Here is a 15,365-nt window from a genome sequence, read left to right on the forward strand (position 1 = left end):
TTGGTCGCCGACCTGTTCGAGGCGCTGCCGGAACTCGAGCAGAAACTGTGACGAAGATCGGGATCTTCCAGGTCGCGCTCTCGACGGTCATCGGCTTGGTCGCCGACCTGTTCGAGGCGCTGCCGGAACTGGCCAGCAAGCTTTGAGGAAGCCCGCCCTCGTGACGTTATCGCCTGACGATGCCGATCCGCCGCCCGGCGAGCTCCGGCCAGTCGTCCCGGTCGGCCCGGGGCAGGGCGGCGATGGCCTCGGCCACCGGGGCGGGGAAGGCGGCGGGCCGGCCGCTCTCCTGGCTCATGCCCATCAGCATCTGCTCGCTGGTGGCCAGCAGGTTGCCCTCGGCGTCACGCAGGGTGAAGAAGGCATGCAGCCGCTTGGCGTCGCTGTCGAGCAGGATGATATCCGCCGCCAATGGCTGGCCCTCATGGGCCTCGCGCCGGTAGCAGAGGTGGGTCTCCAGGGTGTAGAGCGTATAGCCGTGGCGGGCCCGGCCGTCGACATCCAGGCCGATGCGGTCCATCAGTGCCTCCACCGCCAGGGAGAAGACCCTGGCGTACTCGGCATCGTTCATATGCCCGTTGTAGTCGACCCACTCCGGGGCCACCCGGGTTTCAAGCAGAGGCATGCGGCGTCTCCTCTCCGGTCTTGCCAGCCAGGCCCGAGTATCCCTGTGCCGGGTTGTCGGCTGCAAGGTTGCACGGGGAGGCGTTGGCATTGTTGGCTAAGGTGTGGGAGAAACGGTCCCCAGGCTGCGCCTTCCCCCGCGCCGCCCGCACTACCGCGGCTGATCGCCCGCGATGACGGCAGCGAGGTGGCCTGCCACGCCATGGAGGAGGAACGACTCGAGTGATCCGGTCATGATGCTGGAACTGCTCTCGCCGCTGCCGGCGAGCCTGAACCTGGGCCTGGTGCTGCTCTCGGCGCTGACCTCGGGGCTCTCCGCCGCGGCCGGCATCGGCGGTGGCACCCTGCTGATCATGGCGATGGCCCAGGTGATGCCGGCCACCGCGCTGATCCCGGTGCATGGCATGGTGCAGTTGGGCTCCAACGGCGGTCGGGCGGCGATGACCTGGCGGCACCTGGACCGCGGCCTGCTGGCGGCCTTCCTGCCCGGGGTGGTGCTGGGTGCCCTGGTCGCCGCCTGGCTGCTGGTGCGCTTGCCCGCCGGGGTGCTGGAGCTGTGCATCGCCGCCTTCGTGCTCTATTCCTGCTGGGGGCCGGGGTGGCCGCAGCGCCTGCTCGGCCGCGGCGGCACCCTGCTCGCCGGGGCCCTGACCACCTTCCTCTCCAGCCTGGTGGGGGCCACCGGCCCGCTGGTCGCGGCCTTCGTCAAGCAGCACTTCGCCGAGCGCCTGCCGCGGGTGGCCACCTTCGCCGCCTGCATGACCTTGCAGCACCTCACCAAGGCCTTCGTGTTCGGGGTCGCCGGCTTCGTGTTCCGCGACTGGTTCGGCCTGATGCTGGCCATGGTGGCGGCCGGCGTCGTCGGCACCTGGCTCGGCCTGCGGCTGCTGCACCGGCTCTCCGATCAGCGCTTCGATACGCTGTTCAAGTGGATGCTGACGCTGCTCGCCCTGCGCCTGATCTGGCTGGGGGTGAAGCGCCTTGGCGGGGCGTGACATGGCCGGCGAGATCGGGAGCGGTGGCCGTCGGAAGTGGCGAGGGCTCCGCGACGGCGTCCCGCCGGCCAGCTAGGCTCAAGGGTGTCGCACCTCCGCCGGGCGGTGCGGTTCGTGTGTCCGGGAAGAGGAGCTAGTCATGCGGCGTTGCGTATTTCTCCTGTGTGTCGTCTGCTTGGGGGCGCTGGCCGGCTGTGCCGGCGGGTACGACCCGCGGGAAGGCGCCATCGAGCTGGTGCCCGGCCGGCCCTACCAGGTCATAACGGCGGGACAGCGCTATTTCACCTTCACCCTGGATGCCCCCGCCAAGGTGGTGCTGGAGAGCCTTACCTACCCCGCGGACGTGGGCTCCGTTTCTCCCGCCGGGCAGCTGCTCGACAGTGAGGGGCGGGTCGTGACACGCGACTGGACCAGCGGCACCGACAGCAACTTCCGGATCGAGGAGCGCCTGGCGGCCGGCATCTGGTATCTGCAGGTCGACAATCCGCATGCGTGCCGCTGGGCCCTCAGCTGCCTGGAGCGCGACTACCGTTACGAGGTGCTGCTGACGATCGAGGAGGACTGAGCGCGGGCACGGCGAGGCCTGCAGGAGGACTCCCCCCCGCAGGGAGCGGCGATGATCGACGCGCGATGAGGCGCGTGTCGCAATGGAGGCTTGCGCCAAAAATGCAATAATATAACATTGCGATCTTGATGCCCCTCAGGAGACCCACCGATGGCGCTTAGCCCGGAAGCGATGCGTCTGCTGGCCATGCCGGAAGACGACTACATGAACGACGAACAGCTGGCGTTCTTTCGCCGGCGGCTGCTGGCCGAGCAGGCTGAGGTGGAGGCCCATCTCAAGGAAGTGCGTGACGCCATCGGTGCCCATCAGCAGGGGGGCGATGAATTCGACCGTGCGGCGATCGAGGAGGAGACGCGGCTGCTGCTGCGCCAGGCCGATCGCGAGACACGGTTGCTGCGCAAGATCGCCCAGGCGCTGCGGCGGATCGACGAGGGCGACTACGGCTACTGCGAGGAGACCGGCCTGCCCATCGGCCTGGAGCGCCTGCTGCTGCGCCCCACCGCGACCCTCTGCCTGGAGGCCAAGGAGCGCCAGGAGCAGCGCGAGCACCACTTCAGCAAATCCCGAGGAGACCAGTGATGACCACCGCGTCCGATACCCTGCCCGTCACCGTGCTGTCCGGCTTTCTTGGCGCCGGCAAGACCACCCTGCTCAACCATATCCTCGCCAACCGCGAGGGGCGGCGCGTGGCGGTGATCGTCAACGACATGAGCGAGGTCAACATCGACGCCGCCATGGTGCGCGGCACGCCCGACCATGACGGTGAGGTCGCCCTCAATCGGGCCGAGGAGCGACTGGTCGAGATGAGCAACGGCTGCATCTGCTGCACCCTGCGCGAGGACCTGCTCGTCGAGGTCGGCCGCCTGGCGAGGGAGGGGCGCTTCGATCAGTTGGTGATCGAGTCCACCGGCATCTCCGAACCGTTGCCGGTGGCCGAGACCTTCACCTTCGAGGACGAGCACGGCCGCAGCCTCTCCAGCGTGGCCCGGCTCGACACCCTGGTCACCGTGGTCGACGGCGCCAATTTCCTCGATCAGTACCGGCAGGCCCAGTCGCTGGCCGAGGCCGGCGAGAGCCTGGGCGAGGAGGACGAGCGCAATGTCGCCGACCTGCTGGTCGACCAGATCGAGTTCTGCGACGTCTTGCTGATCAGCAAGACCGACCTGATCGACGCGGCCCGGCTCGCGGAGCTCCAGGCGGTGCTGCGCTCGCTCAATCCCGATGCCGAGCTGATCCCCATGACCCGTGGCCAGGTCGCGCTGGACAAGGTGCTCGACACCGGCCGCTTCAGCTTCGAGCGCGCCCAGCAGGCCCCCGGCTGGCTCAAGGAGCTGCGCGGCGAGCACGTGCCGGAGACCGAGGAGTATGGCATCTCGAGCTTCGCCTACCACGCCCGCCGGCCCTTCCACCCGCAGAAGTTCCATGACCTTCTGCACGGCGACTGGTTCGGTGGCCGGCTGCTACGTTCCAAGGGATTCTTCTGGCTGGCTACCCGGCCGCAGTTTGCGGGGCAGTGGAGCCAGGCGGGGGGCATCGCCCATCACGGGTTCGCCGGCCTGTTCTGGAAGGCGGTGCCCGAGTCGCGCTGGCCCGACGACCCGGCGTATCGTGCCGCCATCATGGAGAAGTGGCAGGAGCCCTTCGGCGACATGCGCCAGGAGCTGGTCTTCATCGGCCAACATCTCGACCAGGAGCGGATCTGCCGGGCGCTCGACGACTGCCTGCTGAGCGACGGGGAACTGTCGGCAGGGAACGCGGTCTGGGAAGCGTTGCCGGATCCCTTTCCGGCCTGGCAGTGATGAATTGTGGAGTGAAGCCGGCAAATACGGCCCTTGTCCCACGTTTTTCACACTGTACAGTATGGATATCCTGTTCATAATGCATGTATGAAGGGCCGCGTCGACGGCGCGCAGGGGAACTCAGAGGGTACGCATATGGTGACCGCAACCATAACCACAATACGGCGCCATGGCATGGTGGCATTCGTGCTGCTGGCGTGTCTGGCCATGTCCATCGCCACGACGGCCCAGGCCAATCCGCGCTATGCGGCGATCGTGGTCGACGTCGAGAGCGGCGAGGTGCTGCACGCCGCCAATGCCGACGAGACGCGCTATCCGGCGTCTCTCACCAAGATGATGACGCTCTACCTGCTGTTCGAGGCACTGGAGAACGGCTCCATGAGCCTGCACCAGGCGCTGCCGGTGTCGGCCCAGGCGGCCGCCATGCCGGCCTCGAAGCTGTGGCTCAAGGCCGGCTCCAGCATCACGGTGGAGGATGCGATCCTCGCCCTGGTGGTGCGGTCGGCCAACGACGTGGCCGTGGTCATCGCCGAGGCGCTGGGCGGCAGCGAACGCCAGTTCGGCCAGATGATGACCGCCAAGGCCCGTGAGCTCGGCATGCCGGTCACCCAGTTCCGCAACGCCTCGGGCCTGCCCGACAACGGCCAGACCACCACCGCGCGGGACATGGCCACGCTGTCGATCCGCCTGATGCAGGACTTCCCGCAGTACTATCGCTATTTCTCCACCCAGAGCTTCACCTACCGTGGTACCACCCACAACAGCCACAACCGGCTGGTGCGCAACTATGCCGGGGCCGATGGCCTCAAGACCGGCTTCATCCGTGCCTCCGGCTTCAACGTCGCCACCTCGGCGGTACGCGACGGCCGGCGTATCCTCTCGGTGGTGATGGGTGGGTTCACCGCCCAGTCCCGGGATACCCATATGGCCGACCTGCTCGACCGCGGCTTCGCGCGTGCCTCGCTGCTTGGCCGCGGCGACTGGGTCGCGCAATCGGACTTCTCCGGCGACTTCATGGCCAACAGCGGCGGCAGGCAGGCACCGGAGACTCCCGCGGCACCCCGCGGCGGGTCATCAACCCTGCTGGCCAGCCTCGAGACCTCCACGATCGAGCGCCAGGTAGCCACCTCGGCACCGCCCGCCGTGCGCTCGGGTACCGCGCAGGGCTCCGCGGAAGACCCGATCCGCGACCTGATCGCGCGCTCCGCGCCGCCGGCCGCTTCTTCCGAGCGGGTGGTGCACCGCCTCGAACCGGTAGGGCCGAGCGGAGGCTGGGGAGTCCAGGTGGGCGCCTTCAGCGATGCCGACAACGCCCGCAGCCTGGCCAGCCGCGCCGCCGATCGCCTGACCAGCGAGCTGGCCGGCGCGCGTATCGACGTGAACGAGACCAACGGGCCCCAGAAGGTCTTCCGGGCGCGCCTGGTCAACCTCGACGAGAACCAGGCCTACCGCGCCTGCCGCAGCCTGGTACAGGAAGGCATGGACTGCATGGTGATCAACGCCGGGCTCTAGTGGCTGCCGCACGCTGAAGTGACCCCCTCAAGAACTGCATAAGCGATAATGCAGCTCTGGAGGGGGCTTCAACGCCCAGTTACTGCTGGAAACTATCAGCGCGAAGGCGAAGCAGGGAACAAAAGAGTGATGCTGAGGTATGCCAGCTCAGAACCCGAACCGGGGAGGGAAGCGAGAAAGCGAGGGCTCGCGATCAATCCATTCTTCCCATGCGAGAGCTTCAGCTTCATTCATTTGGTCATCCGTTAACAATTTTTCCCTTAACCGCTTACTACCTCTGATAAGCCCAGCCCCCTGAGTCTCAACATCAATAGCATGGAGAATGGCCCAGCCTTTCACAACATCCCTGTCATTTAAGCAAATAGGGAACTCGTCGGGATTTAAGGAGCAGGCGCCGATTAGTAGACGTGAATCATAGCTTCCATCATCGGAAGCTTTATTCGCCCAATGCCAAGCCTCTTCGTATTCTCCTTTATCGCGTAGAACACTCGAAAGCTGATCTATTGCAGGCACATAGCCTTGCTCCGCAGCTCGCCTAAACCACCCTTCGGCTGCTTCCAAGCGGCGGCTATTGGTCCAGTACCAGCCTCGGCCATCCAGGATTTGCGTACCATGAATAGTTTGCGCCTCGGGTTGCCCAGCTTCAGCTGCGCTCTCTAACCATTCACCTGCCCGACTGGATTCGTCCAGCATCCGGTAGGTATGGAATAGTGCCAGCATGGCATCTAGATCGCCCGCTTCGGCCTGGGGCTTGACGATATCCATCGCAGCATAATGCCAGTCATCGTAGCCCTCCGGGCACTCGTCGCCTGCCGTGCAGGCGCCGCCCTGGAATAGCCGCAGCATGGCGTAGACGTCACCCTGCTCGGCAGCCTGCAGATACCAGTGCATGGATGCTTGGGTCATCCCCATATGTCGCAAGCGATGCACTTCGCCCAGATAGTACATGGCATCGACATCACCGGCTTCTGCGGCTGGTTCCAGAAGGGGAATGCTTTCAGCCGCGATGCCGAGCCCGTAAAGCCGCATCCCCTCGTCCTTGGCGGCTTGTACCTCGGGTTCCAGAGCCCAGGTGCTTGTCGGCAGCATCAACAGGGCGATAATCAACAGGCGTGCCATGGGCCTCAGCATGACGGATCAGTAGCCAAAGCGCGGTGGGAAGTTCGAGAGTGGCGGCTCGCGGCCGATCCATTCTTCGGCAATCTGTTCCGCTCCTCTACGATGCCTCTCAACTAACAAGCGATTATTTTCCTCGAGCACCCACCTTGCTATGTCATTGCTGGGTTCTTCTATCACAGCAAGTGCAAGCCCCCAGCCTTTCTCTATGTCCTGATCGACCATGCATATTGGATCGTATTCGGGGTCGAGATTACAAAAGGCTTCCCATAAACGAGAATCTAAATGACCAGCTCGGGAGGCATGTCTTGTCCAGGGCCAAGCTTTCTCATAACGCTCCTGGTTACTCAAAACCTCTGAGAGCTTAACCATCCCAGGCACATACTCTTGTTCTGCCGCCTTGCGGAACCATGCCTCGGCTGCGCTGAGCCTGCGGCCGTTGGTCAAGTACCAGCCGCGCCCGTCGAGGATCTGGTTGCCCAGAATGGTCTGGGCCTCGAGTTGGCCCGCCTCGGCAGCCCGCTCCAGCCAGTCTCCGGCCCGGCGCGACTGGTCGAACATGCGATATACATGGAACATGGCCAGCATGGCATCGGGATCGCCAGCCTCCGCCTGGGGCTGGGCCACGGCCAAGGCGGCATGGTGCCAGTCCTCATAGCCACCGGGGCAACGATCACCGGCGGTGCAGGCACCGCCTCTAAACAGTTGCAGCATAGAGTAAACATCGCCTTCTGCTGCGGCTTTCAAATACCAGGCCATGGCTTCACTGGTCAGGCCCATCATATGCTGTCGCCGTTCCGCCTCTCCCATGTAATACATCGCATCCACATCGCCCGCTTCTGCAGCTTGTTGCAGATACGGCAGGGCTGCTGTCGAGTGGCCAATATTATAAAGCCGCATCCCCTCGTCCTTGGCGGCTTGCACCTCGGGCTCCAGGGCCCAGGCGCTTGTCGGCAGTATCAGCAGAGCGATAGTCAGCAGAAATGACATGGGCCTCAGCATGACGGGTCAGTAGCCAAATCGCGGGGGAAAGTTCGAGAGTGGGGGTTCGCGGCCGATCCACTCTGCTTCTGCCAAGGCTTCAGCTTCTTTGCGTTGCTCAGCCGAGAGTTCATCCGAATTCCAATCCATGATGCTTTTGGCAGATCGATTACCGGTCTCTTGCGCTATGGCATATAGAACAGCCCAGCCCTTCACTACATCTTGAGCTAACGGGCACCTTTCATCGCCCCATTCATGAGGATTTAAATTACACCACCCCTCGCCTAAGCGCCCATTGATATGGCCTCCTTCTGATGCATGCATCAGCCATTGCCAAGCTGATTCATGTTCGTCAAGATCGGCCAGTACTTCTGACAAACGGTTCATTGCCGGCACATACCCTTGCTCCGCCGCCTTGCGGAACCACGCCTCGGCGGCGCTGAGCCGGCGGCCGTTGGTCAAGTACCAGCCGCGCCCGTCGAGAATCTGGTTGCCCAAAATGGTCTGGGCCTCGGGCTGGCCCGCCTCGGCGGCGAGTTCCAGCCATTCACCGGCCCGACGCGGTTCATCGAACATACGGTAGATATCGAACATAGCCAGCATGGCATCCGGGTCGCCGGCTTCGGCCTGGGGCTTGACGATATCCATCGCAGCATAATGCCAGTCATCGTAGCCCTCCGGGCACTCGTCGCCTGCCGTGCAGGCCCCGCCCTGGAACAGCCGTAGCATGGCATGGATATCACCCTGCTCGGCAGCCTGCAGATACCAGTCCATGGCCGCTTGGGTCAGGCCCATATGTCGCAAGCGATGAACTTCGCCAAGGTAGTACATCGCCTCCACGTCGCCTGCCTGCGCCGCCGGCTCCAGATAGGGAATGGTTTCAGCCGAAATGCCTAACCCGTATAGACGCATACCCTCATCCTTGGCGGCCTGAGCCTCTTCCTCCAAGGCCCAGGCTGCGGATATGGTGAGAGATAAAAGCGCTAAGGCTGCTAGTGCCGCCCAGGCTTTGAGCTGACTTATCGACATCAGAAGCCAAACTTGTCCGGAAAATAGGAGAGCGGCGGCTCACGATTGAGCCATTCTTCCATCATTCGCTCGCCTTCTTCACGTTGCTCAGGAGTGACCATGTCGTGATAGACCCTAAGAGCTCTCTCAGAGGAAGTGCTCGATATTTCCTCGTTTATAGCGAGAAAAATAGCCCACCCTTGGGCAGGATCTTTTTCTGCGTGGCATAGCTCGCTCTCCTGAGGGTCTATATAGCAAGTTGCCAACCATTGACGGCCATTAATATTCCCAACTTCAGAGGCCTTGACCATCCACTGCCATGCCTCTTCAGAGCGGCCCAAACTGTTCAGAGTCGATGCAAGATAGCTCATAGAGGGAGCATGGCCGGCTTCAGCCGCCTTCCGATACCATTTTGCGGCCGCTTCCAGGCGCTCGGGCTCCGTGGCGTAATTCGCTTCATCGTCTCGCGCCAGTTGGCCGAGCCAGTTCATGGAGTCCAGATTGCCGGCTTCGGCGGAAAGCAGCAGCCACTCCATGGCCTCATCGTGCTGGTCAAGGTAGGTGTAGATATCGTAGAGCGCGCCCATGGCCTCGGCGTCGCCCGCCTCGGCCTTAGGCAGGGTGGCAGAGAGAGCTGCCTCACGCCAATCGTTGCCGTCTTCGGGGCAGACATCACCGAGCTCGCAGGCACTGCCATCGTAGAGGCGCAGCATGGCATGGGGCTCGCCCTGTTGCGCGGCCTGGTGGTACCACTCCAGGGCGGCTTGGTTCATTCCCCCCATAACCAAGCGCCGATTGGCTTCACCGAGATAGTACATCGCTTCAACATCGCCTGCCGTCGCTGCTTGTTCAAGCAAAGGAATCGCTGCTTCTGCCCTACGAATACCATAGAGCCGCATTCCTTCATCTTTGGCGGCCTGAGCCTCTTCCTCCAAGGCCCAGGCTGCTGACATCGCGAGAGATGAAAGTATGAAGGCTACCAGCGCCGCCCAGACTTTGAGCTGACTTGTCGACATTAGAAACCAAATTTGTCCGGAAAATAGGAGAGCGGCGGCTCGCGATTGAGCCATTCTTCCATCGTTCGCTCGCCTTCGGTACGTTGTTCAGGAGTGACGTTGTCGCCGTAAATACGAAGGGCTCGTTCAGAAGTAGTGCCGGGTATCTCTTCACTGATAGCGAGAAGAATAGCCCAGCCTTTAGCGGGATCTTTCTCTGTTTGACAAATCTCACGCTCTTCAGCATCAGGGACGATATAACAAGCTGCTTGCCAGCGTCTGCCGTTAATATGACCGGCCTCAGAGGCTTGCACCATCCATTCCCAGGCTTCTTCACGACGCCCAAGATTGTTCAATACAGATGAAAGATCATTCATGGCCGGGGCATAACCGGCTTCGGCGGCCCTGCGATGCCATTCCGCTGCAGCTTCCAGGCGTTCGGTCTCCGTGGCGTACTTATCCTCATCGTCACGCGCTAAATGGCCGAGCCAGTTCATGGAGTCCAAGTTGCCGGCTTCGGCGGATCGCAGAAGCCATTCCATGGCCTCGTCATGCCGGTCGATGTAGGTATAGATATCGTAGAGCGCCCCCATGGCATCGGCGTCACCCGCCTCTGCCTTGGGCAACGTGACAGCGAGGGCCGCTTCGCGCCAATCGTTGCCATCTTCGGGGCAAACGTCACCCAGCTCGCAGGCACTGCCATCATAGAGACGCAGCATGGCATGGGGCTCGCCCTCTTGAGCGGCCCGGTGATACCACTCCAGGGCGGCGAGTGAAAGTCCTCGACTTAACAGCCGGTTCGCCTCGCCCAGATAGTACATGGATTCAACATCACCCTGCTCAGCAGCATGTTCCAGATATGGCTGCATTTTTATCCACTGATGAATGCCCCATAGCCGCATGCCCTCATCCTTGGCGGCTTGAGCCTCATCATCTAACGCCCAGGCCGTGGGGATTGCCAGCAGTGAAAACGCCAAGGCTGCCAATGCAATCATAAAAGGACGGCTCATTGGCCCACTCCTTGTTCTAGTAGGAGACTGATGTAGCACAATTGATTACCCCAAGACCCTTGGATGATCGCTGGTAATCTTCTCTAGCGAGCATCGCATCTTCGTTATTTGTTCCAGAGATTCTAACCATAAATCTATCCAGTCGATGTCGGTTGTTGAGGTAGGCTACATCGCCGTAATTACTGGCAGGGCGGCCATCTTCTGTCATATGTACCACCGCCTTGGTAAAAAGATACTGTGCCGGGGTGGGGTCCACGTGACTGAAGCGACACTGCGGGCCGTAAACGCTCATCGTCACGCCCTCCACAATCCAACCCAGGCAGTTGGCGATGGCGATCTGCTGGAAATCCAATGCCTGTCGTGCATTGAAGCTTTGACTTCCACCACGCCCTCGTCCTGAGGCTTCTACCTCGAAAGCTCTCGGCTCGCTAATCAGCAAATGCAATAGCGCTCCCAAGGCTTCGGGAGAGAGCTGCTGAACCCAGCTGCGCAGCTCCTCTTTCCGCGGGTCATTGACTAACACATATGCAATCGGCCCCGCTTTTTGCCCACCGGTCATGGCTCGGTAGATTCGCTCGATGCCGGTTCTGCCGCGTGCGGCCAGCAGCCCTACATTGAGCAGGGTCGTGGTTGCGATGTAGGCCAGCCAGCCCATGCTTTCATAAGCTTCCTGATCGATCCACTCGGGCTTTTCGAAGTTGTTATCTACCATGGCGCGGTGGAGCATGACCAGCCAGAGGTCCAGGCTGTCGGGGTCGAGTTCGATGGCAAGGCCACCGCCGGCGCCCTTGCCGAACACGAAGCGCCCTGAAACCTTGAATACGAATTTACCGTTCTTCATGCCAAGCACGAACCCGAGTTTGCCACCGATGCCTGCTGCCACTTCGACGTCGAGCTGGGCAACGCCGATGCTGCGCCAGCCGCTCAGCGATTGGCTGGCACGTTGCATGCCCATGCTGGCCATGGCAGCACGCTGGGGAAGAATGCGCTGCAGGTTCTCGGGCGGCTCCCAATGCAGCTCGCAGCGTGTTTCGATGCCGAGGCGAGCCCCGGCAAAGGCTTCCACCGTGGCACCTGTCGCTTCACGCTTGACCCAGTCGATGCCGGAAACGCTGAGCCCATCCTTGTCGAAGGAAAACCCCATTTCAGGGGCGAGTGCTAGACTGGCGCCGGCGAAGCCCTTGGCAACGGCGTCGAGCACAATGGCGTAGCGGCCAAGTTCGCGCTGTTCGCCGCGCTCGGTAAGGGTTGCGACGACGGGGCGGGCCTGTTCCCTGCTGGGAAGTACGAGCTGCCCCAGCGGAAGCTCACCGCGGGCGAGGCTGAAGGTGCCCTTGGCTTCCCAGCTGTAGGTGAGATTGACCGAAGGGCTCCATTCATCGTTGGCATCGAGAATCCAGAGGCCAGGTTCCTCCCGTTCGAGGGCAGTTTCGTTTCGGCTCTGAGTCTTGAGCTTACCCTCACTTTTCGCTTCCATCTCGACATCGAAGAAGGTCAGGCTGGGGGAGTTCTCAGTGATATCCCAAGGGGTGTCGCGCTCGCCTTCCTGTCGGGCTTCGTTGAGCTCATGTCGCGCCATGCCCACCAACCGCAGCATCTGCGCTTGGGCGCTGGCATCGAACAGACGCAACTCCTCGCGGCTGGGGCCGGTAAAGAGGATTTTTTGCAGCGCCTCGCCCCAGGATTGCTTGCTGGCGTCATCCAGCGAGGCGATCTCATGGCCTTCTTCTTCCAGGTGAGCGAAGAAGCGCTCGGGCTGGAAGAACCCCATGGGCTCATCGTGCCAATCGAGCCGATGCGCTATCGCCTGGCAGCGACGCCCTTGTAACCATTGCGAGAGTGCGGTCTCGGGAGCTTCCCACAATCTGGCCGGCAGTACCCCGTCAGCTCTAAGCGTACGTTCTAGCCGCCAGCGCTCGTTGCCGGTCATGGTAGGGACCATTTGCAACAGGCTGATGTGGCTGAGGGACTTTTCCCCCTGCGGTGAGCTGAACTCGCGCAGCGGGAAGTTGTTCTGGACCAGAAGTTCTATCTTGCGTTTCTGATAGCCCAAGGAGTGCCGGTCGTCTTCGATATCGGTATGCCAGACCAGCACTCGACCTGGCTCCATTTCCTCTACGGCCTGACGCGCACGCTCATGGAGTTCGTTCTGTGTTTCTTGCAGGGCCTCATAGCGCTGGCGCTCCTGCTCGAAGAGGAAAACGGGCAGTTGGGTTTGCCCACCCGTACCGGACTCCCATTCACGCAGCTTGTTTTCCACGGCCTGGTGCAGTTCGAGGCTCTCCTTGAGCGTGCGGCAGTAGGCATCGAAGGCCTCAACGCCATTGCGCAATTGGCGCACCCGGGGGTTGGGCGAGGAGAGGGCCAGCTCGGGTGTAGCGATGCCGAGAGAAGCCAATGTCAGGATGCTGTACAGGTAGGCAGAGTACTTGCTTTCCTGCTGTTCATTCAATTGCTGTACATAGCCGACGAAGCGGCACTCGTTGGCCGCCTCCCGCGGCGGCATCGACTCGCATAGCTGGATGAAGCGCTGGTACTCCGCCAGCGCCTCTTGCAGGGAGAAGGGGGTGGCTTCCCCTTCACCACCAGGATGGAAGTGGTACTCCCGTTGTGCCTGGGCGCGGTGTGAGCGGTAGGCATCCAGTGCCGTGGCGATCTCCGCTTCCCAAGGACCAAAGTAGCCCTCATCTTCCAGGCTATAGCCTTGCTCCCTGGCACGCTCGAGGCCCTGTTGGTAAAGCTGCCTCAGTTGGCGCTCCAGCCGAGCGATTTCTTGACTGTTCCTGCGGGTACTGCGAGCCAAGAACTCCAGCACCCCTGGGGTACTGACTTGATACAAGTGATCCCACATGGTGCGCTGATGCGCAATGCGCGCTTCCAGTGAGGCCTCGTCGTCTTGTGTCAGCTCGACGAGCCGTTCGAAGGCTTCCAGGTAGCGCTGCCGTTCGCTCTCATCGAGAAAATTCTCGGCTCGGGCCGGTAACAAGCACTCCAGCCCGGCATCTTCGGTGAGCTTGCGCAGACGCTCGGCCGGATCTTCCTCTTGTACCCATGTGCTCAACGTTTCGCTGGCTTCCAGCAAGATATCCGAGACCTCTTCGGTGAGCAGCCAGAAGGTTCGCGTCCCCGGCAGGTAGAGGATATCGGCCCAGCACTGCTCCTCACAGACATGTCGTGCGGTTGACTCGATGCTGCCGCCTTCCGCTTCCGGTGGCTCGAACCTGCTGATGACATGGGGATTCTCGGGACTTCCGGGGCGTGTTCCTGTGCTCATACCAGGCTCTCCAAAACTTGTACTCTCTTGCGCATCGGCAGGTCGGCACGCAGTCCCTGTTCGACAGGCTGCGAAAAGTGCTCGCTCTCTTGGCAGATCAAGGGCAGCAAACGCTGGAGGTAATGAGCTTGTTTGATGCCCTCCGTCTCGAGGCGCCCCAGCCGCTGCAGCCACGCCTCGGGTAGCTCCTGCAGCGGTATGTCGGTCGCTTGGCTGAGCCACCAGGCGCGCTGGACCTCTTTCAGGGCGTGTTCCAGTTCGTGGGTCAGCGGCGGCGCCTCGTCTTCGCCGTCGTGGACGGCAGGCTGCCAGGCCTGCCAGTGATGTAGGGGAGTCGGGGTGGCGACCTGCCCGAGCGGCCCGATGCAGTGGGCGTAGCTGGTGTCGCTGCCGGCGGCGAGCAGGGCCGTCCAGGCGGCCGGGTCCTGCACGTTGACCAGCGACTGGCCGCCATGGGGGTCGTCGAGCACGAACAGGCGGCGTAGGTGGTCGGCCAGGTCAGCGAGTCGGGCGTCCTGTGCCGGTTGGAAGGCCCAGCCGATGCGCTGCTCGCGGCACAGGGCCTCGGCGGCCTGCCAGGCCTCGCTGCCGAGCGTGAGTTCGATCAGCCAGGGGCTCGCTTCCAGTAGCGGTGCCAGGGGCGTGCCGGCGAACAGGGTCAGGAAGTCGTGCCAGCCGGGCTGCCCCACGAGCGCGGCGCAGCGTTCGGGGGCACGGCGCTGATCGAGCACCAGGTAGGCGGGACGATGGGCGGCGAAGCCGCTTGCCAGGGAGTCGACTCGCTGGCTGCGCTCGCCGATACGGGTCAGCCAGCCAGGCATGGGCAATCCCCCCGGCTGCAGGTGGTCTCGCTCAGCTTGCCGCACAGCGGCATCAGCGTCGCCTCGGAGAGCTGGTAATCCTTGAGCTTGGGCAGGGCGGTGGGCGGTATCGCCTCATGCCCCTCGGGCACCGCCCGTCCCGGCAGCAGCGGCGTCTCGGCGGCCTGGCCTGAGCCGTTGCCGGGGCTGCCGCCGGCGTTGATCTTGACGCTGGGGCCGACCAGGGTCACGCCGCTACCGTCGAGCTTGAGGAAGCTGCCGCCGGCGTTCAGCGTCAGTTCGCTGCCGGCTTCCAGCACCACCTTGTGGCCGGCCTTGATGTGCAGCTCGCGGCCGCTCTCGGTGAGCCAGGCCTGGCCGGCGCGGACATGCAGGCTGCCCTGCACGATCAGGTGCTGGCTGCCGTCGGTCTGCTCATGGCGGTTACCGCGCACCGTGTGGTGCTCGTCGGCGTGGATCTCGCCGATTCGATCGTGGTGCACGCTGAGGAAGCTGTCGTTGCCGATCTCCTCGGTGCGGTCGTTGTTGGTGAGAAGTTCGAGATCCTTCTGGGCGTGCAGCCAGATCTGCTCGCGCTCGGCCTGGTCCTCGAAGCGCAGTTCGTTGAAGCCGTCGCCCTGGTGGCTCTGGGTGCGCAGCACCGTGCGGGTCTTGTGCTCGGGCAG

At 62.8% G+C, this 15,365-nt stretch carries 14 protein-coding genes; 5 read left to right on the forward strand and 9 right to left on the reverse strand.

Going from position 1 to position 15,365, the window contains the following annotated elements; genetic code table 11:
- Positions 1 to 166 precede the first annotated feature (166 nt).
- Positions 167 to 625, reverse strand: coding sequence for a thioesterase family protein (locus C1H66_RS13060; RefSeq protein ID WP_102628324.1), 459 nt, complete (start codon positions 623 to 625; stop codon positions 167 to 169).
- Positions 626 to 857: 232 nt separating this feature from the next.
- On the opposite strand from C1H66_RS13060, the gene C1H66_RS13065 reads away from it, so the two are divergent.
- From C1H66_RS13065 to C1H66_RS13085, 5 genes are all read left to right on the forward strand, one after another.
- Complete coding sequence (locus C1H66_RS13065) at positions 858 to 1,619, forward strand: sulfite exporter TauE/SafE family protein (RefSeq protein ID WP_102628325.1); 762 nt, start codon at positions 858 to 860, stop codon at positions 1,617 to 1,619.
- Positions 1,620 to 1,758: 139 nt separating this feature from the next.
- A complete protein-coding gene (locus C1H66_RS13070; RefSeq protein ID WP_102628326.1) occupies positions 1,759 to 2,184 on the forward strand; it encodes a hypothetical protein in 426 nt (141 codons plus the stop codon).
- A gap of 150 nt (positions 2,185 to 2,334) precedes the next feature.
- Positions 2,335 to 2,763 (forward strand): RNA polymerase-binding protein DksA, encoded by a 429-nt coding sequence (gene dksA, locus C1H66_RS13075; protein WP_102628327.1) that lies wholly within the window; start codon positions 2,335 to 2,337, stop codon positions 2,761 to 2,763.
- Positions 2,763 to 3,983, forward strand: coding sequence for a zinc metallochaperone GTPase ZigA (gene zigA / locus C1H66_RS13080; RefSeq protein WP_102628328.1), 1,221 nt, complete (start codon positions 2,763 to 2,765; stop codon positions 3,981 to 3,983). The genes dksA and zigA overlap by 1 nt, the downstream gene beginning before the upstream one ends.
- A gap of 174 nt (positions 3,984 to 4,157) precedes the next feature.
- Complete coding sequence (locus C1H66_RS13085; RefSeq protein WP_240618307.1) at positions 4,158 to 5,495, forward strand: D-alanyl-D-alanine carboxypeptidase; 1,338 nt, start codon at positions 4,158 to 4,160, stop codon at positions 5,493 to 5,495.
- A gap of 147 nt (positions 5,496 to 5,642) precedes the next feature.
- Here the strand turns inward: C1H66_RS13085 and C1H66_RS13090 are convergent, their stop codons facing one another.
- The 8 genes from C1H66_RS13090 to C1H66_RS13125 form a co-directional block, all read right to left on the reverse strand.
- Positions 5,643 to 6,614 carry a tetratricopeptide repeat protein gene (locus C1H66_RS13090; RefSeq protein WP_102628334.1) on the reverse strand — a complete coding sequence of 324 codons (972 nt, stop codon included), beginning with the start codon at positions 6,612 to 6,614 and terminating at the stop codon, positions 5,643 to 5,645.
- A gap of 18 nt (positions 6,615 to 6,632) precedes the next feature.
- Positions 6,633 to 7,601 (reverse strand): tetratricopeptide repeat protein, encoded by a 969-nt coding sequence (locus C1H66_RS13095; RefSeq protein ID WP_102628335.1) that lies wholly within the window; start codon positions 7,599 to 7,601, stop codon positions 6,633 to 6,635.
- An 18-nt stretch (positions 7,602 to 7,619) separates the two neighbouring features.
- Positions 7,620 to 8,621, reverse strand: a complete 1,002-nt coding sequence (locus C1H66_RS13100) for a tetratricopeptide repeat protein (RefSeq protein ID WP_102628329.1) — start codon at positions 8,619 to 8,621, stop codon at positions 7,620 to 7,622.
- Positions 8,621 to 9,670, reverse strand: a complete 1,050-nt coding sequence (locus tag C1H66_RS13105) for a tetratricopeptide repeat protein (protein ID WP_240618308.1) — start codon at positions 9,668 to 9,670, stop codon at positions 8,621 to 8,623. Before C1H66_RS13105 ends, C1H66_RS13100 begins: the two co-directional genes overlap by 1 nt.
- Positions 9,616 to 10,605, reverse strand: coding sequence for a tetratricopeptide repeat protein (locus C1H66_RS13110; protein WP_240618309.1), 990 nt, complete (start codon positions 10,603 to 10,605; stop codon positions 9,616 to 9,618). The genes C1H66_RS13105 and C1H66_RS13110 overlap by 55 nt, the downstream gene beginning before the upstream one ends.
- Before the next feature lie 16 nt (positions 10,606 to 10,621).
- On the reverse strand, positions 10,622 to 13,879 hold the full coding sequence (locus tag C1H66_RS13115) for a hypothetical protein (protein ID WP_102628331.1): 3,258 nt from the start codon (positions 13,877 to 13,879) through the stop codon (positions 10,622 to 10,624).
- Positions 13,876 to 14,700, reverse strand: coding sequence for a DUF4123 domain-containing protein (locus tag C1H66_RS13120; protein WP_102628332.1), 825 nt, complete (start codon positions 14,698 to 14,700; stop codon positions 13,876 to 13,878). Before C1H66_RS13120 ends, C1H66_RS13115 begins: the two co-directional genes overlap by 4 nt.
- Positions 14,685 to 15,365 (reverse strand): bacteriophage T4 gp5 trimerisation domain-containing protein (locus C1H66_RS13125; RefSeq protein ID WP_423133096.1); only part of this gene is annotated, 681 nt, incomplete at its 5' end. The genes C1H66_RS13125 and C1H66_RS13120, both read right to left, overlap by 16 nt.

The sequence above is a fragment of the Halomonas heilongjiangensis genome, assembly GCF_002879645.1.
Classification (GTDB): domain Bacteria; phylum Pseudomonadota; class Gammaproteobacteria; order Pseudomonadales; family Halomonadaceae; genus Halomonas; species Halomonas heilongjiangensis.

Coding starts and splice junctions, on each gene's coding strand:
- C1H66_RS13110 (WP_240618309.1), bottom strand. CDS start 10,605: ATGAGCCGTCCTTTTATGATTGCATTGGCAGCCTTGGCGTTTTCACTG.
- C1H66_RS13090 (WP_102628334.1), bottom strand. CDS start 6,614: ATGGCACGCCTGTTGATTATCGCCCTGTTGATGCTGCCGACAAGCACC.
- C1H66_RS13065 (WP_102628325.1), top strand. CDS start 858: ATGATGCTGGAACTGCTCTCGCCGCTGCCGGCGAGCCTGAACCTGGGC.
- C1H66_RS13105 (WP_240618308.1), bottom strand. CDS start 9,670: ATGGCTCAATCGCGAGCCGCCGCTCTCCTATTTTCCGGACAAATTTGG.
- C1H66_RS13070 (WP_102628326.1), top strand. CDS start 1,759: ATGCGGCGTTGCGTATTTCTCCTGTGTGTCGTCTGCTTGGGGGCGCTG.
- C1H66_RS13100 (WP_102628329.1), bottom strand. CDS start 8,621: ATGTCGATAAGTCAGCTCAAAGCCTGGGCGGCACTAGCAGCCTTAGCG.
- C1H66_RS13120 (WP_102628332.1), bottom strand. CDS start 14,700: ATGCCTGGCTGGCTGACCCGTATCGGCGAGCGCAGCCAGCGAGTCGAC.
- C1H66_RS13095 (WP_102628335.1), bottom strand. CDS start 7,601: ATGTCATTTCTGCTGACTATCGCTCTGCTGATACTGCCGACAAGCGCC.
- dksA (WP_102628327.1), top strand. CDS start 2,335: ATGGCGCTTAGCCCGGAAGCGATGCGTCTGCTGGCCATGCCGGAAGAC.
- zigA (WP_102628328.1), top strand. CDS start 2,763: ATGACCACCGCGTCCGATACCCTGCCCGTCACCGTGCTGTCCGGCTTT.
- C1H66_RS13085 (WP_240618307.1), top strand. CDS start 4,158: ATGGTGGCATTCGTGCTGCTGGCGTGTCTGGCCATGTCCATCGCCACG.
- C1H66_RS13060 (WP_102628324.1), bottom strand. CDS start 625: ATGCCTCTGCTTGAAACCCGGGTGGCCCCGGAGTGGGTCGACTACAAC.
- C1H66_RS13115 (WP_102628331.1), bottom strand. CDS start 13,879: ATGAGCACAGGAACACGCCCCGGAAGTCCCGAGAATCCCCATGTCATC.